Here is a 23,048-nt window from a genome sequence, read left to right as displayed (position 1 = left end):
TGCGGGCGTCAGTGCTGTGCCGCGGGCATCGTCGCCGGGGCGCCGGCGAGCAGGTCACCGAGACCGCCGCGGGCGTCCTCGATCACGAGGGCCTCCGCGGCGGCCGAGTCGCGGGCCCGCAGCGCCCGCACGAGCGCGCGGTGGCTGGAGTAGCGGTCCAGCCCGAACGTGTCGTCCTGGTTGATGCGGTCGATCAGCTTGGTCCGCCGCTCCGCCCAGGAGAACACCCGGGTCTGGTCGAGCAGGCGCACGAGCACCGGGTTGCCCGCGCAGGATTCGACGACCTCGTTGAACCGCTGCATGGTGTCGAGCAGCCGGCCCAGCTGTCGGGAGATGTCCTCCCCGGCCTGGTGCCGCTGCTGGATGACGATCAGCAGGTCGTCGGCGTCGTCGAGGATGGCGTCGAGCCGGTCCAGCTGCTCCTCGGTCGCGTGGCGCGCCGCGAAGCGGGCGACCATCCCGCGCAGCGCGACCTCGACCTCGGCGAGGTCCTGCACCGCGGCGTTGGCGACCTCGGCGACCTTGACGGTGCGGGGCCCGGTCCGTTCCAGCAGGCCGTCCTGTTCGAGCCGGCGGATCGCCTCGCGCACCGGGGTCGGGCTGACCGACAGGCGCTCGGCCAGCCCGCGCTCGGTCACCTTCTGCCCCGGGCGCAGCTCGCCGGTCGTGACCGCGTCGCGGATCGCGCGGTACGCGCGGTCGGACAGCGTGTCGCTCGTCAGGCCCGTCAGCTTCTCACCCGCCATGTGATCACCCTATCTGCCATCGCACCGATCATTTGCAACTATTGACCATCTTGCTATAGCAACGTACCGTCGGGCTCGCCACAAGGCCGTGGCGACAGGGAAGGTGGTGGCGATGACGCTGGCTACGCGGCGCACGGGAACCGGTCGGCGGATCACGTTCTTCGTGGCCCTGGCGGTGTTCGCGCAGGAGTCGACGTGGAACCTCTACGAGTCGCAGGTCCCGCCGCTGCTCGGCGCGCACCTCGGCAGCGCCGCGCTGATCGGCCTGCTGATGGGCATGGACAACCTGCTCGGCATCTTCGTCCAGCCCTGGATGGGCAACCGGTCCGACAACACGCGGACCTCGTGGGGCAGGCGCATCCCGTACCTCGTCGTCGGGATGCCGGTCGCGGCCCTGCTGTTCGTCGCCATCCCGTTCACCGCGGGCTCGCTGCCGCTGCTGATCCTGGCGATGTTCAGCTACGCGCTGGTGGCGAACTCGTTCAAGCCCATCGCCGAATCCCTGCTCCCGGACTTCATCAGCCCCGCGCGCCGCAGCCGGGCCAACGCGGTCGTCAAGATCGCCGCGAGCATCACGGTGATCGTCGCGGCGCTGATCAGCATCTTCCTGGTCGACGAGCACCCGAACCTGTCGTTCGCGATCCCCGCGGTGCTGATGGTGGTCTCGGTGGCCGTGCTGGCGGCGAAGGTGCGGGACAGCCGGTCCCCGGCCTACCTCGCGGCGCTGGAAGAGGACCGCGCGGGACACGAGGAGGCGGCGGCCAAGGTGCGGGTGCGCGACATCGTGCCCGACATCGTGAAGGACCGCGACCGCAGCCGGCTGCTGATCATCGTGTCGATCTTCCTGTTCGGCGGCGCCTGGGCCGCCTCGCGCTCACTCGTCACCTCCTACGGGATGGAGGCGCTGCACCTGTCCCGCGGCGACGCGGGCGGGCTGACCCTGCCCAGCGGGGTGGCCTTCATCCTGGCCGCCTACCCGGTGGCGATGCTCGCCGAACGCTTCGGCCGGCTGCGCGTGATGATCGCCGGGATGACGGTGTTCGCGGCCGCCATGGTGCTCGGCACCGTCGTCCAGACGCCCACCGGCACGGTCGTCGCGCTGTGCGTGGCTTCCGCGGGCGCCTCCGCGTTCCTGGTCAACGCGGTGGTGGTCCTGTGGAACCTCGCGCCGTCCGACCGGGTGGTCGGGACCTACACCGGTCTCTACACCGTCGGCTGGGCCGGTGGCGGGTTCCTCGGCCCGGCGCTGGTCGGCGGCATGGTCGACCTCACCGGCTGGCCGTTGATGCTGCTCGACGTCGCGGTCGTCGCCCTCGTGTCCGTGCTGGCGGTCGCCCGCGTCTGGGCGCTGCAGCGGCGTTCCGCGACCGGCCGCGCCGTCTGACCACTCTGGAGAAAGAGGAAACCGTGCTCCGCGTCCTGATCACCACGGACTACCTCCGTCCCGGCGACGAGGTCGACCAGTTCCTGCGCCGCGCCGGGCTGGCGACCGAACACCTGCCGATGACCGGCAAGCGGGATCCCGAGCGGCTCGCGGAGGCGCTCGCCGGGGTCGACGCCGCGCTGGTGGCCAACGAGCCGATGACGGCCGACGTCCTCGCGCGGGCGCCGCGGCTGCGGGTCGTCGTGCGCACCGGCGTGGGCTACGACTCGATCGACGTGGACGCCGCGGCCCGGCTCGGCATCAGCGTGAGCAACCTGCCCGGGATCAACGCCAACGCCGTGGCCGAGTACACGATGGGACTGCTGCTCGCCGGGGCGCGGCGTCTCGTCCAGTCCGCGTCCGGCGTGGCGCGCGGTGGCTGGCCCCGCGAGGACGGGCACGAGCTGCGCGGCGCGACCCTCGGCCTCATCGGGTACGGGGCGTCGGCACGCGCCGTGGTTCCGCTGGCCCGCGCCTTCGGCATGACCGTCGTGTGCACCACCGGGGTGCCCGACCGCCTGCGGACCGACCCCGCGGTGCGGTTCGTGGAGCTGCCCGAGCTCCTCGCCGTCGCCGACTACGTCTCGGTGCACACCTCGCTCACGGAACGAACCCGCGGTCTGCTGGGGGAAAAGGCCTTCCGGCGGATGAAGCCCACGGCGCTGCTGGTCAACACCGCCCGCGGGCCGATCGTCGACGAGGACGCGCTCGCGAAGGCCGTGCGCGCCGGGGACATCGCGGGCGCCGCGCTCGACGTCGCGACCGAGGAGCCGCTGCCGCCGGACAGCCCGCTGCGCGACGTCGACGGCATCGTCGTCTACTCCCACCTGGCCGGGCAGACCGCGCAGGCGCGGGCCGCCGCGGGGCGCGAGGGGGCCGAGGAACTCGTGGCAGCGCTGCAGGGCCGGCCGCGGTTCGCGGTGAACGCCGCCCTGATCACCGAAGGAAAGAAATGAGGAGCATGGGCAACGAACCGGTGAAGTCCGTCCGCGTCCTGACACCGAGCGGCATGCTCGGCGCGGGCTGGGATCACGCCACGATCGAGCGCGGCATCGCGCTCGGCGCCGACGTGATCAGCATCGACGGCGGATCCACGGACTCCGGCCCCCACTACCTGGGGTCGGCGACACCCAAGACGACGGCCAAGGCGGTGGCCCGCGATCTGCGCAGCCTGTTCACCGCCGCCGCGGACGCGGGCATTCCCGTGATCGTGGGCTCGTGCGGCACCAGCGGCACCGACCGCGGGGTGGACTGGGTCGCCGGCATCGCCGCCGAGGTGATGGCGGAGGAAGGCCTCGACCTGCCGGTCGCGAAGATCTACAGCGAGCAGAATCCGGCCGATCTGAAGGAACACCTCAACGCGGGCCGGGTCCACCCGTTGCCGCCGCTGGGAGAGCTGCGGGCCGAAACCCTGGAAAGCTGCACCCACATCGTCGGCGCGATGGGACACGAGCCGATCGTCGCGGCGCTGCGGGCGGGCGCCCAGGTCGTGCTCGCCGGCCGCGCCACCGACACCGCCGTGGCGGCCGCCTACCCGCTCATGATGGGCATGCCGGCCGGACCCACCTGGCACGCCGCCAAGATCGTCGAGTGCGGCGGGCAGTGCACCACCAACCCGCGCGCGGGCGGGGTGCTGGCCACCATCGACGCCGACGGGTTCACCATCGAGCCGCTGGATCCCACGGTGTCGTGCACGCCGATCACGGTGGCCGCCCACATGCTGTACGAGACGGTGAACCCGTTCGAGATGCGCGAACCCGACGGCACCCTCGACGTCCGGGAGGCCCGCTACACCGCGCTCGACGACCGGATCGTCCGGGTGGAGGGGTCGAAGTTCCACGTCGCAGGCCAGTACACGATCAAGCTGGAGGGCGCCCGGGTCACCGGCTACGAGACCATGTCGTTCGCCGCGATCCGGGACCCGCTGGTCCTGGCCGACATCGACGCCTGGGCGGACCTGATGCGCACGGTGATCCGGCAGCGGGTCGGCCAGACGCTCGGGCTGGCGGACGGTGAGTACGCCTTCGACCTGCGCCTCTATGGGCACAACGCGGTGCTGGACGACCTCGAGCCGGAGAGCGGGCCGCCGCGCGAGGTGGGGGTGATGCTGCTGGTCAACGCGCCCGACCAGGCCACCGCCACGGCCGTGGCGAAGGTGGCCAACCCGTTGATGCTGCACCTGCCCGCGCCCGGGATGGACTACCTGCCCAGCTTCGCGTTCGCGTCCTCGCCCGCCGAGGTCGAGCGCGGCGCGGCGTACGAGTTCGTGCTCAACCACGTCGTCGACTGCGACGACCCGCTGAGCCTGTTCCGCATCGAACTGGGGGAGAACACCCGTGCCTGACACCACTCTCGCCGACCTGGCTCACGAGGTCCGGTCCAAGAACGCCGGGCCGTTCTGGGTGACCATGGAGGTGTTCCTGCGCGACGCCGAGGGCTACCGGATCGCCGCCGACGAGTCGTTCCTCAACGAGCGGGTGATCGCGCAGCTGTACCGCGTCGAGGAGAGCACCGTCCAGATCTTCCGCATCCCCTCGCTGAACGTCGTCAAGATCTCCTTCCCACGCCCGGTCAGCCAGGGCTCGCTGCGGGACCGCGACATGCACGCGGGCCAGCACCACGTCCCGCTGGCCCGCATGCCGGTCGGGCGCGATGATCGCTGACGACCTCGGCGCCTGCCACGCCGAGCGCAGCCGGGCGGCCCGGCGGCTGGCGCGGGCTCTCCCGCCGGGACCGTCCACTGTGCTCGGCACGATCTGGCACATCGATGCGGCCCCGACCGTCACCTCGCTCACCCGAGCCCTCGTCCTAGGCCAACCGTCCGCAAGGGAGAAACCGTGATCCGCGTCGAAGACCTGCCCGCCGCGCACCCCGGCCGCCGGCTGCTGACCGGCCGCACCCCATTCTTCGCCGCGCCCACCGAGCCGCGCTGCAGCTACTGCGCCTACGTGCCGCGGACCTGGACGCCCGAGGCGCGGATGCCGGTGCTGGTGGCCGTGCACGGCACCGGGCGCAACGTCGGCGCCTTGCGGGAAGGGCTGATCCCGTTCGCCGACCGGCACGACGTCATCGTCGTGACGCCCCTGTTCCCGGCCGGCATCGACGATCCCGACGACGTGCACAACTACAAGACCCTCGACGCCTTCGGCATCCGGTTCGACCTGGTGCTGCTGGAGATCCTGGACCAGGTCCGGGAGCGGTGGAACGCGCGGGTGGACACGGTGATGCTGTGCGGGCACTCCGGCGGTGGCCAGTTCGCCCACCGGTTCCTCTACCTGCACCCGGAGCGGGTCGAGGCCGTCGCCGTGAGCGCGCCGGGCAGCGTGACCGTGCTCGACCCCACGCGCGCCTGGCCGGACGGCACCGCCGACACCCGCGACCGATTCGGGTCCACTGTGGACCCGGCCGCGATCGCGCGGGTGCCGGCGCTGCTGACCATCGGCGCCGATGACGACGGGCGCGCCGACCTGGCCGCGATGGGTGAACCCGGCCGCAGCCGCCCCGCCGAGCTGGCCCGCCTCGCCACCAGCCTGCGAGAGCACGGCGCCGCGGTGCGGACGGCCGAGGTGCCCGGGGTGGGCCACAGCGCCGCCGGGACGCAACCGTCGATCACCGCGTTCTTCGACGACCTGCTGACCGGCTGAGGGCGCCGCTCACAGGTCGGCCATCGCCGAGGTCGGGGATTCGATCGCGTCGGCGACGTAGCGGAGGAAGCCGCCCGCGGTGCCGCCGTCGCACACCCGGTGGTCGAACACCAGGGACAGCTGCACGATCTGCCGGGCGACGACCTCACCGCCGACGACCCACGGCCGCGGGATGATGCGGCCCATCCCGAGGATGGCGACCTCCGGGTGGTTGATGATCGCCGCGCTGCCGTCGACGCCGAGCACCCCATAGTTGTTGAGCGTGAACGAGCTGGAGCTGAGCTCGGCCGCGGTGGCGGTGCCCGCGCGGGCCGCCGCGGTGAGCCTGCGGATCTCGGCGTCCAGGCCGCGCATGCCGAGCCGGTGCGCGCCGGTGATCGCCGGGACGACGAGCCCGCGATCGGTCTGCGCGGCCAGGCCGAGGTTGACGCCGTCGAGGTGGGCGATCTCGCCGCGCTCGGTGTCCACGCGCGCGTTGAGCTCGGGGAACCGCGTGAGGCCGGCGATCACGAAGCGGGCGACCATGGCGAGGATGCCCGGCGCCTGCCCGGTTTCCGCGAGCTGGGCCCGCAGGTCGAGCAGCGCCGTCGCGTCGACGTCCACCCAGGTGGTGGCCTCCGGGATCTCCGCGCGGCTGCGGCTGAGGGTTTCGGCGACCGCCTTGCGCAGGCCCTTCAGCGGCACCCGGGTGCGGATCGGCAGCCCGGTCCGGCGGTCCACATCGCCTGCCGCCTGCTCTTCCGCGGCGGCCGGGCCGCCCGCTGCCGCCTCCACGTCCCGGCGGGTGATCAGGCCGTTCGGCCCGCTGCCGGTGAGCGCTTCCAGATCGACGCCGGTGCGGCGGGCGAGCTGGCGGACGATCGGCGACACCACGGCCGGCCGGTCCCCGTCGTGCCGGGGCGACGGCCCGGCCTTGACCGGACGGCGCCTGCGTCGTGACGGTGCGGCGTCACTGGTGCCGTAGCCGATCAGGACGTTGCCGGACCCGGCTCGCTCTTCCTCCACATAGGAGGCCGTCGCGCCCACGTCTGTGTTGGGAGCGACCGAGATCAGCGGCTCACCGACGGCGAGGGTGGCGCCCTCCTCGCCGTGCAGCGCGGCGACCACGCCCGCGTACGGGGAGGGCACCTCGACCGCGGCCTTGGCCGTTTCGACCTCGGCGACCGGCGCGTCGACGGCGACCGGGTCGCCGACCTTGACCAGCCAGCGCACGAGTTCGGCTTCGGTGAGACCCTCGCCGAGGTCGGGAAGGGTGAAGACCTGCACGCTCACGCGGTGACCTCCCAGGAGTCCTGCCACTGCAGGGTGTCGACGGCGTCGAGGATCCGGTCGGTGCCGGGCAGGAAGTGGTGTTCCAGCTTCGGCGCCGGGTAGGGCACGTCGAACCCGGTCACCCGGCGCACCGGGGCCTCCAGGTGGTGGAAGCAGCGTTCGGTCACCCGGGCGGCGATTTCCGAGGCCACGGACGCGAAACCGGGCGCCTCGGCGATCACGACGGCGCGCCCGGTCCGGCGGACCTCGGCGCAGACGGTGTCGTCGTCGAACGGGACGATCGAGCGCAGGTCGACCACGCCCAGGTCGCGGCCCTCGGTGGCGGCCTGCTCGGCCGCGGCGAGCGCGACGGGCACCGACGGGCCGTAGGCGATCAGGGTGGCGTCCCGGCCGGGCTTGCGCACGACCGCCCGCCCGATCGGCGGGACGGCCTCGGCGACGTCGACCTCTTCCTTGGCGAAGTAGCGCTTCTTCGGTTCGAGGAACACCACCGGGTCGGGGCTGTCGATCGACGCGCGCAGCAAGCCGTAGGCGTCGGCGTTGGTGGCCGGGGTGACCACGGTCAGGCCGGGGGTGTGGGCGTAGTAGGCCTCGGAGGAGTCGCAGTGGTGCTCCACCCCGCCGATGCCGCCGGCGTAGGGGATGCGGATGACCATCGGCAGCCGCACGCGGCCGCGGGTGCGGTTGCCCAGCTTGGCGACGTGGCTGGCGATCTGCTCGAACGCCGGATAGGCGAACGCGTCGAACTGCATCTCCACGACCGGGCGCATCCCGTTCATCGCCATCCCGACGGCGAGGCCGACGATGCCGGATTCGGCGAGCGGCGTGTCGAAGCAGCGTGCCTCGCCGAAGTCGCGGTGCAGCCCGTCGGTCACCCGGAACACGCCGCCCAGCTGCCCGACGTCCTCGCCGAAGACGACGACCCGGTCGTCGGCGGTCATGGCGTCGCGCAGGGCGGTGTTGATCGCCTGGGCCATGGTCATCTTGGTCGCCGGCATCAGGCCTCCTCGAACTCGAGCTCGGCGCGCAGGGCGGCGCGCTGCTCGGCCAGTTGCGGGGTGGGGGTCGCGTAGACGTGGGCGAACAGCTCTTCCGGGTCCACCGGGGTCTCGGCCCCGAGCCCGGCTCGCACGTGCGCGGCCATCTCCTCGGCCGCGGCGGCGAACTCGGCCTCGCGTTCCTCGCCGAGGGCACCGGTCTCCGCCAGGTGCGTGCGCAGGCGGGTCAGCGGGTCGCGTTGCACCCACCCGGCGACCTCGTCCTCGGTGCGGTACCGGGCGGCGTCGTCGGCGTTGGTGTGGGCGTCCATGCGGTAGGTGTCGGCTTCGACGAGCGTCGGCCCGCCACCGGCGCGTGCCCGGGCGACCGCCTCGCCGAGCACCACGGTGAGGGCGGCGAAGTCGTTGCCGTCGACCAGGACGCCGGGCATGCCGTAGCCGACCGCCTTGGCCGCCAGGGACGGCGCCACCGACTGGCGGGCCAGCGGCACGGAGATCGCGTACTTGTTGTTCTGCACGAAGAACACCACCGGCGCGCGGAAGACGGCGGCGAAGTTGCAGGCCTCGTGGAAGTCGCCCTCGCTGGTCGCGCCGTCCCCGCACAGCGCCATCACCACGGTGTCCTCGCCCTTGAGCCGGGCCGCGTGCGCGACGCCGACGGCGTGCAGCAGCTGGGTCGCGAGCGGGGTGGCCTGCGGGGCCACGCGGTGGGCCACCGGGTCGTAGCCGCAGTGCCAGTCGCCGCGCAGCATGCTCAGCACCTCGACCGGGTCCACGCCGCGGGCGGCGACCGCCGCGGTGTCGCGGTAGGTCGGGAACAGCCAGTCGCCCTCGGCGAGCACCTGGGCGCAGGCGACCTGGCAGGCCTCCTGGCCGCGCGAGGACGGGTACACCGCGAGCCGTCCCTGCCGGACCAGCGCGCCGGCCTGCTCGTTGAGGCGGCGGGCCAGCAGCAGCCCGCGGTACCCGGCGACGAGCTCGGCGACGGGCGGCAACGGGTGCTCGCCGACGTGCGCGCCGCGCTCGTCGATCAGCCGGACCGGGGCGGCTGCCGCGTCCGGAACTCCTGTGCTGGCGATGGACGACATGACAGGATGGTGCCGTCATCGTGTGCAGTTTGACCATAACTACGAGAAGAGTCGAGACAATCGGCCGCCCGGGGCGCGGAATCGAATCGGTTCTCTCCGGGACGGCGGTCTCGGCGCCGGGAAGTGAGACGGATGGACACCCTGGACGACGTCGACCGACGGATCGTCGCCGAGCTGCGCGCGGACGGGCGGCTGTCGGTGCGCGCCCTCGCCGAGCGGGTGCGGATCTCGCGCGCGAACGCCTACGCCCGCCTGGAACGCCTCACGACGCGGGGCGTCATCACCGGCTTCACCGCCACCGTGGACCCGGTGAAGATCGGGTTGACCACCTCGGCGTACGTGAGCCTCACCGTGCGGCAGAACGGCTGGCGAGACCTCAAGGAGCGGCTGCGCACCATCCCGGAGGTCCGGCACATGGCCCTGACCGGCGGTGAGTTCGACGTGATGCTGCTGGTGCGCGCCGCGGACAACGACGCGCTGCGCCGCGTCGTGCTCGAGCAGCTGCAGGCCATACCCGAGGTGCTCGGCACCCGCACGTTCCTGATCTTCGAGGACTCGGCGAACTGACTCCCGCGGGCGCCTGTCGTCACGGGGCAGGGCGTCGCGATATCGGGCTACTGTGCCACCCATGACCGGCGACTAGCTTTCCGATACTCGCTCGTCGTACGACACCGACGCCTCCGGATACGCCGAGAAGGTACGCGGGCTGCTCGACGAGATGCCGTATCTGCGCGCGAGCCTGACGTTGTTCGCCGAGCTGGCACAGGGTGCCGGCGGCGGGCCGGTGGCCGATGTCGGCTGCGGGACCGGATACGTCACCGGCTATCTGCACGAGGCCGGGATGGACGTGTTCGGCATCGATCTCTCGCCAGAGATGATCGCCATCGCGCGGCGCGACCATCCAGACCTGCGCTTCGAGGTCGGCACGATGACCGGCCTCGATCTGGCGGACGACTCGGTCGCCGGCATAGTCGCGTTCTGGTCGGTGATCCACGTGCCGGACGACGCCATGCCGGGCGTGTGCGATGAGTTCCGTCGGGTGCTGCGACCACACGGAGTGTTGCTGGTCGGCTTCCATGTCGGTGACGAGACTCGGCACACGTCCGAAGGTCATACCGGTCGTCCGATCAATGTGGACAGTCACCATCGTCCGCCGAGCAGGGTCAGGGGCTGGCTTCGTGACGCGGGATTCACGATCGAGGCCGAACTGGTCCTCAGGCCGGACGAGGACGTCCCGGGAGCCGTGATCTTCGCGCGTTGAAGCGCCGAGCCGTTTCCTCGGCTGAGCCAGAACACTGCGCAAGGAAGGAAACGCGATGTCCGTTCGCTACCAGCTCGTGATCGGCTGTGCCTATCCCGACCGCCAGGCGAGCTTCTGGACTGCCGCGCTGGGCTACGAACTCGCGCCGCCCCCGGCCGGTTTCGACACCTGGGACGACCAGGTGGTCCAAGCGGAAGGAGCGGGTGGACGCCGAAGCCGACCGCCTGGTGGGCCTGGGCGCCACCATCACCTGCGTCCTACGGCAGGACGGGCTCGACCACTACGCGGTCGGGATGAAGGACCCCGAAGGAAACGAGTCGGACGTCAACTGACCGGCTGCCGGAATCGAGTGGCAGCCGGTCAGTGCCGTCCGCTTCACTCGTTCAGCGCGTGGCGCGGGCGCGTTCTTCGTAGGCGCGGCGGTGTTCGGTGTCCACTTTGGATGTGAACGCCTCGTACATGCCGCCGAGCCGGAAGACGGCGTCGTTGACGCGGCGGGGGAGGTAGCGCTGGCTCGCCGACATCAGGCCGGCCGCGCGGGTGACGCGGACTTCCGGCCGTGGCTTGGTGATCAGGGCGGCGATCGCTTCGGCGATGTCCTCGGGGGCGGCGTTGCGCATGCCGCGGGTGCCGGGTGTGCCCGCGGACAGTTCGGTGTCGGTGAAGGTCGGCAGGACCGCGGAGAAGCAGACTCCGGACCGCCGCAGTTCGCGGCGTGCCGATTCGGTGAACCCGACCACCGCGGCCTTGCTCCCGCTGTAGGTGGCCAGCCCCGGCAGGAAGGTTTCCCCGGCCAGCGAAGCGATGTTGATGACGTGCCCGCGCCGCCGGGGCGCCATGCGCCGCGCGGCGAGGCGGCTGCCCACGATCACGCCGAAGACGTTGATGTCCAGGATGCGCCGGGTGACCTCGTCGGGTTCGTCGGTCAGTTGCCCGACCGGCATGATGCCGGCGTTGTTGACCAGGACGTCGAGCGGTCCGAGTTCGCGTTCGACCCGGTCGAGGAACTCCTCGAAGGACCGGGGATCGGTGACGTCGAGCCGGCTGTGCACGGTCAGCCCGAGGTCCTCGCCCGCGGCCTTCACCCGGGGTTCGTCGATGTCGCCGATGGCGACCGTCGCGCCGAGGCGGGTCAGCCGGGTGGCGGTGGCCAGCCCGATGCCGCGGGCGCCGCCGGTGATCGCGACGACCTCGCCGCGCAGATCGATGGTCTTCCTGGCCATGGTCATCCTTCCGCGCGCCGGTGGCGCAGGTCGATCGGCTGTCCGTCCTTGGGGTAGGGCAGGCAGGTGTAGTCCAGCGGCGCCCGGTAATCCGGGTCGACCGTCCACTCGAAACGGTGCAGCAGGTGGTGCAGGACGATCTTGATTTCGACCCCGGAGAAGTGCATGCCCAGGCACTTGTGGACCCCGCCGCCGAAGGGCACCCAGGCGTAGCGGTGCACCTTGTCCTCGCGCCGCTCGGGGGAGAAGCGGCCGGGGTCGAACCGGCCTGGCTCGGGCCAGTACTCCGGCAGGTGGTGGTTGAGGTGCGGGGACATCGCCACGGTGGTGCCCGCCGGGATGAAGTGTCCCAGGACCTCGGTGTCGGTCAACGTGTGGCGCACCATAGTGGGCAGCGGGGCGACCAGGCGCAGGCACTCCTTCATGACCAGGTCCAGCGACGTGAGCCGGTCGAGGTCGGCGAACCGCACGCCCTCGCCCACCGCGAGGGACTCCTCGCGGCACCGCTGCTGCCACCGCGGGTGCTGCCCGAGGTACTGCAGCATCGTGGACAGCGTGATGGTGGAGGTGTCGTGCGCCGCCATCAGCAGGAAGATCATGTGGTTGACGACGTCGTCGTCGCTGAACCGCTCGCCGTCGCTTTCCACCCGGCACAGCACGGAGAACAGGTCGTCCCCGTCGCCGGTGCGCCGGGCGGGCAGGTAGCCGCGCAGGAACTGTTCGAGGTCGCGGCGTCCCCGCAGTCCGCGCCACCAGCGCCCGCCCGGAACCGGCACCCGGACGAGTGCGGTGGCTGCCTGCACGCTGTCGATGAACGCCCGGTTGACCTGGTTCATCCTGGCCGCGGTGGCGCCTTCGGCTCCGCCCATGAAGATCGCGGTGGCGAGGTCGAGGGTGAGGGTTTTCAGCGCCGGGTAGGCGCGGAAGCCGGTCCGCGGCGCCCACTCGCCGAGTCGCCGCGCGACGGCGGTGTCGAGCGCCGCCGCGTACCGCGTCAACCGGTCGCGGGTGAACGCCTCCTGCATCAGCCGGCGGTGCCGCAAGTGCTCGTCGAAGTCGAGCAGCATCAGGCCGCGGTCGAAGAACGGTCCGATGAGCTGCCGCCACGCGGGCCCGTTGGCGAAGGCCCGGTCGCGGTTGGCGAGGCCGGCCTCGGTGGCGTCCGGGCCGAGCAGGGCGACGTTGCGCCGCCCGAAGGAACTGAACCACGAAACCGGTCCGTAGCGCCGGTACCGGTCGGTCCACATCGCGAGCGGGTCACGGATGTAGCGGAGCGTGTGGCCGAGGACGGGAATGCCGCTGTCGCCGCGCACCGGCAGCAACGTGCCGGGCGGCGGTACCGGAGTGAGCAGGTCGTTCATCGACACCTCCACCAACTGACAGGACGCTCTGTCAGATTCGGCCAGTGTGGATTTCGACAGGCGGCTCTGTCAAGATTCGCTCCATGTCATCCGCCGCGCGCCCCTACCGCGGGATCAGTGCCGAGGACCGCAAGGCGCAGCGGCGCCGGAAGCTGATCGACGCCGCGTTGGACCTGATGGGCACGGTCGGCACCGACCAGGCCACGATGACCGCGATCTGCGTGCGGGCCGGCCTGACCGAGCGGTACTTCTACGAGAACTTCACCCGGCGGGACGATCTGCTGATCGCCGTAGTCGACCGGATGGCCGACGAGGTGCGGGAAACCGTGCTGTCGACCCTGCGCGCGACCGAGGGCGACGCGGCGGAGCGGGCGCGGGTCGCGATCGAGGCGTTCGTCCGCCTCCTCACCGACGACCCCCGCAAGGGCCGGGCGGCGATCCTCGAATCGTCGGCGCTGCCCGCCCTGCGCAGCCGCCGCCACGAGTTGCTGCGCATGTTCGCCGGGCTCGTCGTGACCCAGGCCCGCGCGCTCTTCGGCGACGAGGCGGTGCCCGCGCCGCGGGACGAGCTCAACGCGCTGATGCTCGTCGGCGGGCTCGCCGAACTGCTCGCCACCTGGCTCGGCGGGGAGATGCACACGCCGGTGGAGGACATCATCGACGTGGCCACGCGCTGGTTCGTCACCGGCATGCGCGCCTGAAGATCGTCCTTGACCCCGCCCCTGGGGCAGGCCGGAGTCTGGCCCCATGAGGAACAACATCACTTCCGCACAGGCTTCCCGGCGAGTGGCGGTCACCGCGCTGGCGGTCACACTGCTGGCCGGAGCGGCCGCACCCGGAGTGGCCGCCGCCCAGCAGGACCGCCCGGCGCTGCAGGAAGCCATCCAAGGGTTCGTCGACGCCGGTTTCGCCGGGATCCAGGCGCGCGTGCACGATCAGCGGGGCGAGTGGGTCGGCACCGCCGGGGTGCGCAAGCTGGGCGAGAGCGCGAAGCCGCCGGCGAACGGGCGGTTCCGGATCGGCAGCAACACCAAGACCTTCGTCGCGACAGTGGTGCTGCAACTGGTGGCCGAGGGCAAGGTCGGACTCGACAGTCCGGCGGCCGACCACCTGCCGCAGTTCGGTCTGGACCGGCGGATCACGGTGCGGATGCTGCTGCAGCACACCAGCGGAGTGTTCAACCACACCGGTGACTACTACGACGGGACGGTCCTGCCGGGGCTCCCCTCGACCGGCCAGGAATGGGTGGACAACCGGTTCCACACCTACCAGCCGGAGGAGCTGGTGCGGTTCGCGTTGTCCAAGCCGGCGCTGTTCGCGCCGGGGACGGACTGGAACTACTCCAACACCGGCTACACGCTGGCCGCACTGCTGATCGAGCAGGTCATCGGCCACTCGTACGCCGAGGAGATGCAGCGGCGGATCCTGCGGCCGCTCGGGCTGCGGGACACCGTGGTCCCGGGAGCCCGGACGGGCATTCCCGGGCCGCACGCCCACGCCTACTACCGCTACCAGGACGCCGGCCAGTGGAAGACGGTCGACGTCACCCGCCAGAACCCCTCCCTGATCTTCGGCGCCGGGGACATGATCTCGACCACCCGGGACCTCCAGACGTTCTTCTCCGCGCTCATGAGCGGCAAGCTCCTCCCGGCGCCGCTGCTGGCCGCCATGCGCACGCCGCACCCGAAGAGCGGCTACGGCCTCGGGCTGTACGTGGAGCAGACCACCTGCGGGGTCCCGGTCCTGCGGCACAACGGCAGCACCATCGGCTACGGGGCGTTGATGTACAGCACACCCGACGGCAGCAAGACCCTGACCGCCTCCGTCACCCTCGGGGATGCCGACGTCGATGTGGCCGTGGAGTACCCGAAGGCGTTGGACAAGCTCCTCGGGGAGGTGTTCTGCGCGGGTTGACCTTGACCCAGGGGCAGGCTGGACACTCGTCGCATGGCTCCCTCGACCAACGGCGTCACGATCGGCCAGGCGGCGGCGTTCGCCGGGGTCACGGTGAAGACCGTGCGGCACTACCACCAGCACGGGCTGCTCGACGAACCACGGCGCGACAGCTCCGGCTACCGGCGGTACGGATCGGCCGACCTGCTGCGGCTGGTCCAGGTCCGGACCCTGGCCGCCGCCGGGGTGCCACTGGCCGAGGTCGGGCCGCTGCTCGACGCCGACGCCGAGCAGTTCGCCGCCGCGCTCGCCGACGTCGAGCGGCGCCTCACCGAGCGGATCGCCGACCTGATCGCCCGGCGCGACAGGCTGCGGCAGTTCGCCGACGGCGACCGGCTCCTGCTGCCCGGCCGCGCCGTCGCGGTCCTGGACCGGCTCGCCGGTCTCGGCTTCGATCCCGACTACGTGGCCGGCCAGCGGGAAGCCATGGTGCTGGCGAGGGCACTGGCGCCGGAGTTCTTCGACGTCTTCCTGACCCAGCTCGAACACCGGCTCGACGACCCCGCGTTCGTCGACCTGACCAAACGCGGCTGGGACGCGCGGTCCTGGGACCCGGACGACCCGCGGATCGACGAGCTGGCGTGCGCGCTGGCCGACAACCTGCTGGCCGACCCCGAGCGGCTGACGTCGGTGCCGGCGGGCTTCCAGCCCTCGCCCGACGCCGCCACCCGGTACGGGCTGATCAACCACCACCGCGAAGACCAGCGGACCTGGGCCCGGCTGAACGCGCTCGTCGAGGCCAAACTGCGTGCCCGGGGCGTGCCGATCCCGCACCAATGACGGCGGTGAGTGGTCCCGGCGGTCTCCCGGTCAGCACGGCACGTGCGGGCGGCAGTGCTGGGCGGGGACGGTGAGCTCCGCGGAACCGCTGCCGGGCGTGGTGCCGGCCGGGTCGGCGGCGAAGGACACGGCGGTCGCCGTCGCCGCGACCAGCACGGCGGCCAGGAACAGCACGACGATGTGGTACCGCCGGATGACGCTGGAAATCGGTGCTGCGGTCATGATTGCACGCTCCCTTCGGGTCGTCATCGAGAATCCGCAACCCGGTCCGGTTCCGCTATTCGCTTTCCGGCGTATTTCTCGGGGCGGCGTGCGGGCGTAACGTCGGGGGATGGCCGAAACCGTCTCGGAAAACGATCTGCGTGCGTTGTTGGCCGTGGTCGAGGACGGCCGCCGGGATGAGCCGAACAACGCGCTTCCGTGGGCGACGCTCGACGCGCTCGCCCACCTTGTTCCCTGTGATGAGCTGGACTTCGCCGAACTCGACCGTGCGCACCGGCGCATCATCATTTCCCAGGCCGACGACGGCGGGGGCCGGGAACTGGAATTCGACGTCGCGGAATCACCGGGTTCCGTGATGTACTGGGAACATTCGCCGGGTTTTCTGCCCTGCGCCTACACGCTGCGCGGCGGGAACCACACCCGGGTCGTCCGCTGGTCGGATTTTTACACGCAAACCGAACTGCGCAACACGCCGTTGTACGCGGAGTACTACCGGCCCCTGGGCGGCGGGAAGCACTGCCTGATCACGACACTGCCCGCGGCGCCCGGCCACACGCGGCGTGTCCTGATGTACCGGGACTCCGGTCACGACTTCACCGACCGCGAAGTGCTGATGCTGCAACTGTTGCGGCCGCACCTGTACGAGGTCTACCTCGACGCGCAGCGGCGCCGGAACGGGGTGCCGCGGCTGAGCCGCCGGGAACTCCAGGTGCTCCAGCTCGCCGCGCAGGCCCTCAGCAACGCCGACATCGCCCGCGAGCTGTTCATCTCGGTGGCGACCGTGCGCAAGCACCTCGAGCACATCTACGACCGCACCGGCGTCCGCACCCGTGCCGCCGCGGCCGCGCTGGTCCTCCCGCAGGTGGAGCGCGCGGGAAACGCGCACGCGGCGGCGCCGGAGGGCACAATCCACCCGTGACCCGCAGGGCGTGGAGGGACAGGTCGGCCGAGTGCCTGGCCGGGGCGAAGCGGCCATCACTCCGTCGCGCGCCGGCCGTCGCGGAGCTTCGTCGCCAGCACGGCCGCTTGCGTGCGCCGTTCCATGCCGAGTTTGGACAGCAGGCGGGAGACGTAGTTCTTCACGGTCTTCTCGGCCAGGAACATGCGCTGCGCGATCTGCCGGTTGGTCAGCCCCTCGCCGATCAGGTCGAGCAGGGTGCGCTCGGTGTCGGTGAGGTCGGCCAGCGGGCCCTTCGGGGCCGCGTTCGCGCGGATCTTCGCCATCAGGGCGGCGGCCGCCCGGTTGTCCAGCAGCGACCGCCCGGCGCCGACCTCGCGGACGGCGGAGACCAGCTGCAGGCTCTGCACGTCCTTGATCACGTAGCCGCCTGCGCCGGCGAGGATGGCGTTGAGCATGGCCTCCTCGTCGGTGAACGAGGTGAGCATCAGGACGTTGAGCTCGGGCAACCGGGACCGCAGGTCACGGCACAGTTCGATGCCGTTGCCGTCGGGCAGGCGCACGTCGAGCACCGCCACGTCCGGCTTCACGGCCGGGATCCGCGTCAGCGCCTGGGCGGCGGTGCCGGCTTCGCCCACGACGGTGACGTCCGGTGCCGAGTCGAGCAGGGCTGCCACCCCGCGGCGCACCACCTCGTGATCGTCGACCAGGAACGCCGTGACCACAGATTTCACCCTCCTCGTCCGCGTCGCTCCGGTCTCAGGCTTGCCCGTCAGCCGCCCGTTCACACCAGCGACGCCGGCTCGCTGTGATCACTCTAGCGGCGCGGTTCACGTGGCGACGAGTTCATCGGCGCAGCCGGCCGCGGGCAACCGGGTGGGCCCGAGGCGGTGACCAGTGATGTCCTCGATGTCGATGGCGAGGAAGGCCTCGCCGGGCTCGGGTGGCCAGGGCACGTCGGTGAAGCCGGGCAGTTCGGCGAGCTGCGACCGCCCGAGCACGCGGGCCCGCCCGAGCACCAGGATCGTCCAGCCCGTCCGGTTCTCCGGGTCGATCGAATCGGTCTCGAACCCGACCATGACCCCGTCCAGGCGGTCGGCCCAGCTGTCGCGGGTGCACCGGACGAGAACATGAAACCTTCCCGTCGTGGGCGGGGGAGGGGCGAAAGTCCCTCGTCAGCGCAGGTGCTCGCGGAAGAAGGCGGCGATCCGCCGTCGCGCGTCGGCGGTCGCGGCCGGGTCGTACCGGGTGCCGGACACCCGTCCCAGTACCCGCAGCAGGGGAGTCAGGTCGGCCGGGGCGTGGTCGTTCATGAAGCCGTGGCCTGCGCCGGGGTAGATCTTGACGTCGTGGGGCACCCCGAGGCGGGTGAGGACCTCGTCGAGGCGGCGTCCGGCCTTGGCGCCCAGCGGGGACCGGTCCGCGCCGCCGAAGCTGCCGACGAGCGGGCAGGCTCCGGACAGCCACGACTCGGCGTCGGCGGGGCAGCCGCCGTAGTTGACGGCCGCGGCCGCGTAACCGCGGTCCGGCGCCAGCGCGAGGGCGTACCCGCCGCCCATGCAGAACCCGATCACCCCGACCGCCCCGGTGCACCGGTCGTCCGCGGCGAGCAGGCTGCGGGCGGCCTCGATGTCGTCGAACGTCCGCCCCCGCCGGGCGCCGATGTCCCGCATGATCGTCCGCAGGCAGCCCAGCCTGCTGCCCCAGTAGTAGAGGTCCGGGGCGACGGTGAGGAACCCTTCGCCCGCGAGCCAGTCGGCCTGGGCCCGCAGGTCGTGGCTCATCCCGGTGAAGTCGTGGACCACCACCACACCCGGCCACGGCGGGGCCGTCGGCGGGACGGCCAGGTGGGCGGGCATCCGCCCGTGCGGCGTGGTGATCGTCAGCTCCGTCATGACGGAGTCCGGTCACCGGCCACCAATCGCCGGTGCAGCTCGGCCGTCATGGCATGGATGGACCGGGTCAGTTCGGTGTTGGTCTTGAGTTCCAGTTCCTGCTGGACGAAATCGTGGTCGGCCTTCATCTGCTGGAATGCCGCCTGCCGGTTCTGCCCGATCATCACGAACGTGGACAGGAAGATCGCCTCGAGCGACACGACCAGGGTGAGGGTGGGCCACGGACTGCGTTCGAACACGAGCATCCAGGCCGCGAACCCGATCGCGTGCAGGTAGACGAACCACATCGAGCCCGCGAACCGGGTGATCGAGTCGGCGAGCCGCAGCTGCGCGTCGCCGGTGCGGTGGGCGCGGTGGGCGATCACCGCGGGGTGGTGCTGCGGCTCGCCGCTCGGCTGGGTCACGACAACAGCGCTCCGCCGTCCACGACGATCTGGGTGCCCGTCGTGTACGAGGACAGCTCCGAGGCGAGGAACAACGCGGCCCTGCCGATCTCGTCCGGGTCGCCGAGGCGCTTCATCGGGATCCTGGCCAGGAACCCTTCGAGCATGGCCGCCATGTCGACCCCCGCCGGAGGCGCCGACTGCGCCGCGGCCACACCCGGCGTGGCGATGCCGCCGGGCGCGATGGCGTTCACCCAGATGCCGTGCGGCGCCAGTTCCAGGGCGACGTTCTTGGTGAACCCCCACGCGCCGTGCTTGGACGCGTCGTAGTGCGCCAGTCCGGCCGTCGAGGGGTGCAGCGCGTCGATCGAGGTGATGTTGATGATCCGCCCGCCTCGGCCGCGCTCGATCATGTGCCGTGCCACGTGCTGCGTGCACAGGAACAGCCCGTGCAGGTTGACCCGGAGCACGCGCTCGAAGTCTGCGGCCGTCATGTCCATCACGAGCTGGTTCGGGTAGATCCCGGCGTTGTTGACCAGAATGTCGATGGCGCCGTACGCGCCGATCGCCGTGTCCGCGAGCCGCGCGACGTCGGACTCGTCGGCGACGTCGGCGCGCACGGCCGTCACCGGGAACCCGGCCGCTCCGAGCTGCTCGGCGGCCGCCTTCGCCTGCACCTCGTCGACGTCGGCGATCACGACGTTCGCGCCGGCGTCAGCGAGGCGGGCGGCGATGCCGTAGCCGATGCCGACGGCGCAGCCGGTCACGATCGCGGTCTTCCCGCCCAGCCGGATCAGCTCCTGGCTGGGCCGCAGTGCTGTCGTCATGCGGTGTTCCTCCCTCGTTGTGGTGTCATTCGGCGGGGCTGAGCAGGCCGTAGTGCCCGTCGTATCGGTGGTAGAGCACGCATCCGCGATCCCGGCCGGCGTCGACGAAGAACAGGAACGGCAGGCCGAGCAGCCCGAGCCGGTCGCGGGCCTGGGCCGGCGTCAGCACTGGCGCCGGGTGGGGGCTGACCGTCACCGGGAGCGACCCCGCGGGCGCGTCGGCCGGCGGCACGGTCTGCGCCAGGCGGCAGCCGGTGTCCCCGGCGCGGTAGAGCACGCTGTCGCGGCCCGTGGCGGCCTCAGTGAACAGGTGGAAGTCGTAGCCGAGCTGGTTCATCTCGGCCGCGGCGTCGTCGATGGTGGTGCGGGTGAGGCCGATGGTCTTGTGCCGGACGATTTCGCGCTCGTCCTCGGGCCGCCGGTCGCGCCCGCGGGCGAGGATCGGCTCGGCCGCGTGGCGCCACTCCTGCGGCGGCACCGTGTCGCGGTGGACGAGCCGGTGCGGCGCCAGCTTGTCCAGCCGGTGGCGCAGGACGTCGGCGAGCAGATCGATCGCCTCGTGGGCCGAGGCGGCCTCGACCTGGGCCCGCACCAGCCGACCGTTGACGTCCAGGTTGCCCTGCGCGACGACGGGCCGGGCCCGGTCGCCGTGCCGGCTCAGCCGCACCCGGGCGGACAGCACCGGCCGGTGCGCGAGGTGCGCGAGGCGGCCGATCTTGTCGCGGGCGTAGTCGGCCGCGCGGGCCGGGATGTGCCGTCCGGTGGTCACGTGGACCTCGGTGGTGGCCTGTGCAGAGTGCATGGGGGTCGGTCTCCTCCGTCGAAGCGATGAGCCGAGTCTCGGGCCGGGGCGCCGGCCGCCGCGAGGGACGACCGGCCCGGTTCGCCGGGACTTCGGTCCCTGTCGCGGCCACGCGGAGCGGCGGATCGTGCGGGGGATGGACATCGAGAACACGACGCGCCGCGAGCAACCGACCGCGTGCGCCACCGCGCACCTGACCGTGGACGAGATCGGCCCGTGGATTTCGGCCACCTACCAGGCGGTGATGCGGACGGTCGCCGAGCAGGGCAGCTCACTGGCCGGGCCGCCGTACGGCCGCTACCACCAGCTGGACGACCGGCTGCTCGCGGTGGAGGCCGGTTTCCCGGTCACCACCCCGATCACCGCCAGCGGAGACGTGCGCCCCTCGGCGCTGCCGGGCGGGCCAGTCGCCACGACCATCCACATTGGATCGTACGACAAGATGGAGCCTGCCTACCGCGCGCTGGCCGAGTGGATCGGCGAACACGGCGGCGAACCCGCCGGGGACGCGTGGGAGAACTACTTCAGCGACCCGGTGAGCCAGCCCGATCCGGAGACCTGGCGCACCGAGATCGTGCAGCCCTACCGGGACCGGACTGGACTCTGATTTACAAAGAAGCGACACTTGTACATCTCGCTCTACATCCTCTATGGTTTTGTAAACCTCGCTGAGGAGGATGCGATGAGCGACGACAAGGCAACGGTGCCCGTCGGCTCGACCGAGCAGTGGACCGATCGCAAGCGCTACCTGTGGCTGATCGGCCTGGTCGTGCCGTCGTTGGTGTTCCTGGCGATCGGGTTGCACGCGGCGACCGGCTGGGGCGTGTGGTTCTGGATCGGGCCGATCGTGATCCTGGTCGTGGTCCCCCTGATCGACCTGGTCGCCGGCCTGGACCGCAGCAACCCGCCGGACGACGTGATCGAACGGCTCGAGAACGACCGGTACTACCGGTGGATCACCTACGCGTTCCTGCCCATCCAGTACGCCGGGTTCGTGGCCGCGCTGTGGTTGATCGCCCGCGGCGGGCTGTCCGTCGTGGACGAGGTGGGCCTGGCGATCACGGTCGGGTGCGTCGGCGGGATCGGCATCAACACCGCGCACGAGCTGGGGCACAAGAAGGAGAGCCACGAGCGGTGGCTGTCGAAGATCGCGCTCGCCCAGAGTTTCTACGGCCACTTCTACATCGAGCACAACCGCGGGCACCACGTGCGGGTCGCGACTCCGGAGGACCCGGCCAGCAGCCGGGTCGGGGAGAGCTTCTACCGGTTCTGGCCGCGTACCGTGTTCGGCTCCCTGCGCTCGGCCTGGCGCCTGGAACGCAACCGGTACGCCCGGCGGAACCAGCACCCGTTCCGGATCGGCAACGACGTGCTCAACGCGTGGCTGATGTCGGCGCTGCTGTGGGCGGTGATGATCGCCTGGCTTGGCGCCGGCGTCCTGCCCTACCTGCTGATCCAGGCCGTGGTCGGGTTCTCGCTGCTGGAGATCGTCAACTACATGGAGCACTACGGCATGCGGCGGCGGCAGGTGGGCACGCCCGAGCGGCGCCGGTACGAGCGGGTCGATCCCAGCCACAGCTGGAACTCCAACAACATCGCCACCAACGTCCTGCTCTACCACCTGCAGCGGCACAGCGATCACCACGCCAACCCGACCCGCCGCTACCAGACACTGCGCGACTTCGCGGAATCGCCGGTCCTGCCCACCGGGTACGCCGGGATGATCGTGCTCGCCCTGATCCCGCCGCTGTGGCGCCGCGTGATGGACCGGCGCGTGCTCGCCCACTTCGGTGGCGACATGAGCCGCGCCAACATCCATCCGGCCAAGCGGGCGAAGGTGCTCGCCCGGTACGGGCGCGCGGAATCCCCGGAACCGGTCGCGGCCGACACCCGCGGCGACGCGACGGACGGCGGGATGTGTCCCGGCTGCGGCTACGTCTACGACGAGAGGACCGGCGACCCCAGGGAGGGCTTCCCGGCGGGCACCCCGTGGTCGGCGATCCCGGACTCCTGGTGCTGCCCCGATTGCGGGGTCCGGGAGAAGGTCGACTTCGTGGCCCCGGGGCGGGTGAGCGCGTGATGCGGATCGAGGCGGACCGGGCCAAGTGCGACGGCCTGGGGATGTGCGAGGCGATGGCGCCGGACTTCTTCGAGGTCGGCGCGGACGGGACCGTGGCGGTGCTCGACGAGCACCCCGGTGAGGAACACCGCCAGGACGTCGCAGCCGCGGTCGACGCCTGCCCGGTCCTGGCCTTGAAGCTGCGGGGCTGAC

At 71.5% G+C, this 23,048-nt stretch carries 28 protein-coding genes; 15 read left to right on the top strand and 13 right to left on the bottom strand.

Annotated elements, in window-relative coordinates:
- Nucleotides 1-8: 8 nt before the first annotated feature.
- Complete coding sequence (locus tag L2C96_RS14900; RefSeq protein ID WP_020421693.1) at nucleotides 9-746, bottom strand: GntR family transcriptional regulator; 738 nt, start codon at nucleotides 744-746, stop codon at nucleotides 9-11.
- Between the two features lie 112 nt (nucleotides 747-858).
- Here L2C96_RS14900 and L2C96_RS14895 point away from each other — a divergent pair, with 112 nt between their 5' ends.
- The 5 genes from L2C96_RS14895 (at nucleotide 859) to L2C96_RS14875 (ending at nucleotide 5,813) form a co-directional block, all read left to right on the top strand.
- Complete coding sequence (locus L2C96_RS14895; protein ID WP_020421692.1) at nucleotides 859-2,130, top strand: MFS transporter; 1,272 nt, start codon at nucleotides 859-861, stop codon at nucleotides 2,128-2,130.
- Nucleotides 2,131-2,153: 23 nt separating this feature from the next.
- The gene (locus L2C96_RS14890) at nucleotides 2,154-3,125 is read left to right on the top strand and encodes a phosphoglycerate dehydrogenase (protein WP_237336547.1); all 972 of its coding nucleotides are present in this window, start codon (nucleotides 2,154-2,156) and stop codon (nucleotides 3,123-3,125) included.
- Between the two features lie 5 nt (nucleotides 3,126-3,130).
- Nucleotides 3,131-4,513: an acyclic terpene utilization AtuA family protein gene (locus tag L2C96_RS14885; RefSeq protein ID WP_237336546.1), complete on the top strand. Its 1,383-nt coding sequence runs from the start codon at nucleotides 3,131-3,133 to the stop codon at nucleotides 4,511-4,513.
- Complete coding sequence (locus L2C96_RS14880) at nucleotides 4,506-4,832, top strand: DUF4387 domain-containing protein (RefSeq protein ID WP_020421689.1); 327 nt, start codon at nucleotides 4,506-4,508, stop codon at nucleotides 4,830-4,832. The genes L2C96_RS14885 and L2C96_RS14880 overlap by 8 nt, the downstream gene beginning before the upstream one ends.
- Nucleotides 4,833-5,006: 174 nt before the next feature.
- On the top strand, nucleotides 5,007-5,813 hold the full coding sequence (locus L2C96_RS14875) for an alpha/beta hydrolase family protein (RefSeq protein ID WP_237336545.1): 807 nt from the start codon (nucleotides 5,007-5,009) through the stop codon (nucleotides 5,811-5,813).
- Between the two features lie 9 nt (nucleotides 5,814-5,822).
- On the opposite strand, the gene L2C96_RS14870 is transcribed toward L2C96_RS14875, so the two are convergent.
- The 3 genes from L2C96_RS14870 to pdhA are packed head-to-tail and all read right to left on the bottom strand — an operon-like array spanning nucleotide 5,823 to nucleotide 9,171.
- On the bottom strand, nucleotides 5,823-7,085 hold the full coding sequence (locus L2C96_RS14870; RefSeq protein ID WP_237336544.1) for a dihydrolipoamide acetyltransferase family protein: 1,263 nt from the start codon (nucleotides 7,083-7,085) through the stop codon (nucleotides 5,823-5,825).
- Nucleotides 7,082-8,083 carry an alpha-ketoacid dehydrogenase subunit beta gene (locus L2C96_RS14865; RefSeq protein WP_020421685.1) on the bottom strand — a complete coding sequence of 334 codons (1,002 nt, stop codon included), beginning with the start codon at nucleotides 8,081-8,083 and terminating at the stop codon, nucleotides 7,082-7,084. The genes L2C96_RS14870 and L2C96_RS14865 overlap by 4 nt, the downstream gene beginning before the upstream one ends.
- Nucleotides 8,083-9,171 carry a pyruvate dehydrogenase (acetyl-transferring) E1 component subunit alpha gene (gene pdhA, locus L2C96_RS14860; RefSeq protein WP_237336543.1) on the bottom strand — a complete coding sequence of 363 codons (1,089 nt, stop codon included), beginning with the start codon at nucleotides 9,169-9,171 and terminating at the stop codon, nucleotides 8,083-8,085. The genes L2C96_RS14865 and pdhA overlap by 1 nt, the downstream gene beginning before the upstream one ends.
- A gap of 132 nt (nucleotides 9,172-9,303) precedes the next feature.
- Between pdhA and L2C96_RS14855 the strand changes: the two genes are divergently transcribed.
- From L2C96_RS14855 to L2C96_RS44465, 3 genes are all read left to right on the top strand, one after another.
- A complete protein-coding gene (locus L2C96_RS14855) occupies nucleotides 9,304-9,738 on the top strand; it encodes an Lrp/AsnC family transcriptional regulator (protein WP_020421683.1) in 435 nt (144 codons plus the stop codon).
- Nucleotides 9,739-9,889: 151 nt separating this feature from the next.
- Nucleotides 9,890-10,432, top strand: coding sequence for a class I SAM-dependent methyltransferase (locus L2C96_RS14850; RefSeq protein ID WP_308191151.1), 543 nt, complete (start codon nucleotides 9,890-9,892; stop codon nucleotides 10,430-10,432).
- A 203-nt stretch (nucleotides 10,433-10,635) separates the two neighbouring features.
- Nucleotides 10,636-10,764: a VOC family protein gene (locus L2C96_RS44465; protein WP_272882594.1), complete on the top strand. Its 129-nt coding sequence runs from the start codon at nucleotides 10,636-10,638 to the stop codon at nucleotides 10,762-10,764.
- Between the two features lie 51 nt (nucleotides 10,765-10,815).
- On the opposite strand, the gene L2C96_RS14845 is transcribed toward L2C96_RS44465, so the two are convergent.
- Nucleotides 10,816-11,655 (bottom strand): SDR family oxidoreductase, encoded by an 840-nt coding sequence (locus tag L2C96_RS14845; protein ID WP_237336542.1) that lies wholly within the window; start codon nucleotides 11,653-11,655, stop codon nucleotides 10,816-10,818.
- A gap of 2 nt (nucleotides 11,656-11,657) precedes the next feature.
- Entirely contained in the window at nucleotides 11,658-13,016 is a 1,359-nt protein-coding gene (locus L2C96_RS14840) for a cytochrome P450 (RefSeq protein WP_237336541.1), read from the bottom strand.
- Between the two features lie 83 nt (nucleotides 13,017-13,099).
- Here L2C96_RS14840 and L2C96_RS14835 point away from each other — a divergent pair, with 83 nt between their 5' ends.
- The 3 genes from L2C96_RS14835 to L2C96_RS14825 are packed head-to-tail and all read left to right on the top strand — an operon-like array spanning nucleotide 13,100 to nucleotide 15,749.
- A complete protein-coding gene (locus tag L2C96_RS14835) occupies nucleotides 13,100-13,717 on the top strand; it encodes a TetR/AcrR family transcriptional regulator (protein WP_237336540.1) in 618 nt (205 codons plus the stop codon).
- A 46-nt stretch (nucleotides 13,718-13,763) separates the two neighbouring features.
- On the top strand, nucleotides 13,764-14,930 hold the full coding sequence (locus tag L2C96_RS14830; RefSeq protein ID WP_237336539.1) for a serine hydrolase domain-containing protein: 1,167 nt from the start codon (nucleotides 13,764-13,766) through the stop codon (nucleotides 14,928-14,930).
- 33 nt (nucleotides 14,931-14,963) lie between these two features.
- Nucleotides 14,964-15,749 carry a MerR family transcriptional regulator gene (locus L2C96_RS14825; RefSeq protein WP_237336538.1) on the top strand — a complete coding sequence of 262 codons (786 nt, stop codon included), beginning with the start codon at nucleotides 14,964-14,966 and terminating at the stop codon, nucleotides 15,747-15,749.
- A gap of 30 nt (nucleotides 15,750-15,779) precedes the next feature.
- Here the strand turns inward: L2C96_RS14825 and L2C96_RS14820 are convergent, their stop codons facing one another.
- The gene (locus L2C96_RS14820; RefSeq protein WP_020421675.1) at nucleotides 15,780-15,971 is read right to left on the bottom strand and encodes a hypothetical protein; all 192 of its coding nucleotides are present in this window, start codon (nucleotides 15,969-15,971) and stop codon (nucleotides 15,780-15,782) included.
- Nucleotides 15,972-16,080: 109 nt separating this feature from the next.
- On the opposite strand from L2C96_RS14820, the gene L2C96_RS14815 reads away from it, so the two are divergent.
- The gene (locus L2C96_RS14815; RefSeq protein ID WP_020421674.1) at nucleotides 16,081-16,890 is read left to right on the top strand and encodes a response regulator transcription factor; all 810 of its coding nucleotides are present in this window, start codon (nucleotides 16,081-16,083) and stop codon (nucleotides 16,888-16,890) included.
- A gap of 56 nt (nucleotides 16,891-16,946) precedes the next feature.
- Here the strand turns inward: L2C96_RS14815 and L2C96_RS14810 are convergent, their stop codons facing one another.
- From L2C96_RS14810 to L2C96_RS14785, 6 genes are all read right to left on the bottom strand, one after another.
- Nucleotides 16,947-17,594 (bottom strand): response regulator, encoded by a 648-nt coding sequence (locus L2C96_RS14810; RefSeq protein WP_020421673.1) that lies wholly within the window; start codon nucleotides 17,592-17,594, stop codon nucleotides 16,947-16,949.
- A gap of 105 nt (nucleotides 17,595-17,699) precedes the next feature.
- The gene (locus L2C96_RS14805) at nucleotides 17,700-17,948 is read right to left on the bottom strand and encodes a hypothetical protein (RefSeq protein ID WP_237336537.1); all 249 of its coding nucleotides are present in this window, start codon (nucleotides 17,946-17,948) and stop codon (nucleotides 17,700-17,702) included.
- 96 nt (nucleotides 17,949-18,044) lie between these two features.
- Nucleotides 18,045-18,764, bottom strand: coding sequence for a dienelactone hydrolase family protein (locus L2C96_RS14800; protein WP_237336536.1), 720 nt, complete (start codon nucleotides 18,762-18,764; stop codon nucleotides 18,045-18,047).
- Nucleotides 18,761-19,168 (bottom strand): DUF1003 domain-containing protein, encoded by a 408-nt coding sequence (locus tag L2C96_RS14795; RefSeq protein ID WP_020421670.1) that lies wholly within the window; start codon nucleotides 19,166-19,168, stop codon nucleotides 18,761-18,763. The genes L2C96_RS14800 and L2C96_RS14795 overlap by 4 nt, the downstream gene beginning before the upstream one ends.
- Complete coding sequence (locus L2C96_RS14790; RefSeq protein WP_237336535.1) at nucleotides 19,165-19,974, bottom strand: SDR family NAD(P)-dependent oxidoreductase; 810 nt, start codon at nucleotides 19,972-19,974, stop codon at nucleotides 19,165-19,167. Before L2C96_RS14790 ends, L2C96_RS14795 begins: the two co-directional genes overlap by 4 nt.
- A 25-nt stretch (nucleotides 19,975-19,999) precedes the next feature.
- A complete protein-coding gene (locus L2C96_RS14785; protein ID WP_237336534.1) occupies nucleotides 20,000-20,776 on the bottom strand; it encodes a ribosome hibernation promotion factor in 777 nt (258 codons plus the stop codon).
- 136 nt (nucleotides 20,777-20,912) lie between these two features.
- Here L2C96_RS14785 and L2C96_RS14780 point away from each other — a divergent pair, with 136 nt between their 5' ends.
- The 3 genes from L2C96_RS14780 (at nucleotide 20,913) to L2C96_RS14770 (ending at nucleotide 23,047) form a co-directional block, all read left to right on the top strand.
- Nucleotides 20,913-21,383, top strand: coding sequence for a GyrI-like domain-containing protein (locus L2C96_RS14780; RefSeq protein ID WP_237336533.1), 471 nt, complete (start codon nucleotides 20,913-20,915; stop codon nucleotides 21,381-21,383).
- Nucleotides 21,384-21,458: 75 nt separating this feature from the next.
- Nucleotides 21,459-22,856, top strand: a complete 1,398-nt coding sequence (locus L2C96_RS14775; RefSeq protein ID WP_237336532.1) for a fatty acid desaturase — start codon at nucleotides 21,459-21,461, stop codon at nucleotides 22,854-22,856.
- The gene (locus L2C96_RS14770; RefSeq protein ID WP_020421665.1) at nucleotides 22,856-23,047 is read left to right on the top strand and encodes a ferredoxin; all 192 of its coding nucleotides are present in this window, start codon (nucleotides 22,856-22,858) and stop codon (nucleotides 23,045-23,047) included. Before L2C96_RS14775 ends, L2C96_RS14770 begins: the two co-directional genes overlap by 1 nt.
- The last annotated feature ends 1 nt before the right edge of the window (nucleotide 23,048 follow it).

Source organism: Amycolatopsis tucumanensis (genome assembly GCF_021654135.1).
In the GTDB taxonomy this organism is placed as follows: domain Bacteria; phylum Actinomycetota; class Actinomycetes; order Mycobacteriales; family Pseudonocardiaceae; genus Amycolatopsis_E; species Amycolatopsis_E tucumanensis.
This window is presented reverse-complemented; position numbering and strand designations above follow the sequence as displayed.

Coding starts and splice junctions, on each gene's coding strand:
- L2C96_RS14900 (WP_020421693.1), bottom strand. CDS start 746: ATGGCGGGTGAGAAGCTGACGGGCCTGACGAGCGACACGCTGTCCGAC.
- L2C96_RS14895 (WP_020421692.1), top strand. CDS start 859: ATGACGCTGGCTACGCGGCGCACGGGAACCGGTCGGCGGATCACGTTC.
- L2C96_RS14885 (WP_237336546.1), top strand. CDS start 3,131: ATGGGCAACGAACCGGTGAAGTCCGTCCGCGTCCTGACACCGAGCGGC.
- L2C96_RS14865 (WP_020421685.1), bottom strand. CDS start 8,083: ATGCCGGCGACCAAGATGACCATGGCCCAGGCGATCAACACCGCCCTG.
- pdhA (WP_237336543.1), bottom strand. CDS start 9,171: ATGTCGTCCATCGCCAGCACAGGAGTTCCGGACGCGGCAGCCGCCCCG.
- L2C96_RS14855 (WP_020421683.1), top strand. CDS start 9,304: ATGGACACCCTGGACGACGTCGACCGACGGATCGTCGCCGAGCTGCGC.
- L2C96_RS14850 (WP_308191151.1), top strand. CDS start 9,890: ATGCCGTATCTGCGCGCGAGCCTGACGTTGTTCGCCGAGCTGGCACAG.
- L2C96_RS14845 (WP_237336542.1), bottom strand. CDS start 11,655: ATGGCCAGGAAGACCATCGATCTGCGCGGCGAGGTCGTCGCGATCACC.
- L2C96_RS14840 (WP_237336541.1), bottom strand. CDS start 13,016: ATGAACGACCTGCTCACTCCGGTACCGCCGCCCGGCACGTTGCTGCCG.
- L2C96_RS14835 (WP_237336540.1), top strand. CDS start 13,100: ATGTCATCCGCCGCGCGCCCCTACCGCGGGATCAGTGCCGAGGACCGC.
- L2C96_RS14830 (WP_237336539.1), top strand. CDS start 13,764: ATGAGGAACAACATCACTTCCGCACAGGCTTCCCGGCGAGTGGCGGTC.
- L2C96_RS14825 (WP_237336538.1), top strand. CDS start 14,964: ATGGCTCCCTCGACCAACGGCGTCACGATCGGCCAGGCGGCGGCGTTC.
- L2C96_RS14820 (WP_020421675.1), bottom strand. CDS start 15,971: ATGACCGCAGCACCGATTTCCAGCGTCATCCGGCGGTACCACATCGTC.
- L2C96_RS14815 (WP_020421674.1), top strand. CDS start 16,081: ATGGCCGAAACCGTCTCGGAAAACGATCTGCGTGCGTTGTTGGCCGTG.
- L2C96_RS14805 (WP_237336537.1), bottom strand. CDS start 17,948: ATGGTCGGGTTCGAGACCGATTCGATCGACCCGGAGAACCGGACGGGC.
- L2C96_RS14800 (WP_237336536.1), bottom strand. CDS start 18,764: ATGACGGAGCTGACGATCACCACGCCGCACGGGCGGATGCCCGCCCAC.
- L2C96_RS14790 (WP_237336535.1), bottom strand. CDS start 19,974: ATGACGACAGCACTGCGGCCCAGCCAGGAGCTGATCCGGCTGGGCGGG.
- L2C96_RS14785 (WP_237336534.1), bottom strand. CDS start 20,776: ATGCACTCTGCACAGGCCACCACCGAGGTCCACGTGACCACCGGACGG.
- L2C96_RS14780 (WP_237336533.1), top strand. CDS start 20,913: ATGGACATCGAGAACACGACGCGCCGCGAGCAACCGACCGCGTGCGCC.
- L2C96_RS14775 (WP_237336532.1), top strand. CDS start 21,459: ATGAGCGACGACAAGGCAACGGTGCCCGTCGGCTCGACCGAGCAGTGG.
- L2C96_RS14770 (WP_020421665.1), top strand. CDS start 22,856: ATGCGGATCGAGGCGGACCGGGCCAAGTGCGACGGCCTGGGGATGTGC.